The organism is Mesorhizobium amorphae (genome assembly GCF_014843845.1).
Taxonomy (GTDB): domain Bacteria; phylum Pseudomonadota; class Alphaproteobacteria; order Rhizobiales; family Rhizobiaceae; genus Mesorhizobium; species Mesorhizobium amorphae_A.
The window spans coordinates 1-800 of record NZ_JHQS01000095.1; the positions used below are offsets into that span (position 1 = coordinate 1).

The 800-nt window shown below is 60.1% G+C and carries 1 protein-coding gene; it reads right to left on the minus strand.

Features of this window, described 5'->3' with window-relative positions; translation table 11 throughout:
• Positions 1–43: 43 nt before the first annotated feature.
• A complete protein-coding gene (locus tag DH08_RS30155) occupies positions 44–748 on the minus strand; it encodes an IS6 family transposase (RefSeq protein WP_192182899.1) in 705 nt (234 codons plus the stop codon).
• Positions 749–800: the final 52 nt, after the last annotated feature.

The following is an 800-nucleotide window of genomic DNA, read 5'->3' on the forward strand; positions in this document are numbered from 1 at the left end:
ACGTTATCTGAGGTTGGACGTGAAGGGACCGCTGACAGGGATATCAGGCGAGGGCTCGGGTCACAGCTTTCCATTCCGCCATAGCGTTGAGGCGATGGAGATGGATCTGAAATGCGGAGCGTTTTGAGCGGGCTGGGACGAAGAGATTACGGAAGGCTGAGAAGATCGAGACGAAGCGCTGCAGGCTTCCCGGCGAACGGAAGCCCTGCATCGTCCGCTCCCGCTTTCGCAGCGGCACGTGGGAATTCTCGGCCCTGTTGTTGAGGCCCTTGTGCGCACGGTGCTCGACATCCGGCATGACGTGCCGTTTCGCCGCTCCATAGGAACGCAGCTTGTCGGTGATCATGCGCTTTGGTGCGAGGCCCTGTTTCTTCAGCAGCCTGGTGAGCAGGCGCTTGGCGGCCTTGGTATTGCGGCGGTTCTGGACGATCTCATCGAGAACATATCCATCCTGGTCGACAGCCCGCCACAACCAATGTTTCTTGCCGGCGATGGTGATGAGGACTTCGTCCAGGTGCCAAACATCATTGGGGCTGGGCCGCTTCCTGCGCAGTCGGCGAACGTACTCGGGGCCGAACTTCTTTCCCCAACGGCGGATCGTTTCATAGGAGACGACGATGCCGCGCTCCAGCAGCATTTCCTCGACCAGGCGCAGGCTCAAAGGGAACCGGTAATATAGCCACACCGCATGGGCGATGATCTCGGCGGGAAAGCGGTGGCGTTTGTAGCTGATGAGCGCGTCGTTCATGAGCCGGCGTCTACCCCGGCGCCTCCTCACAAGAAGTTACCGTGACATCGCC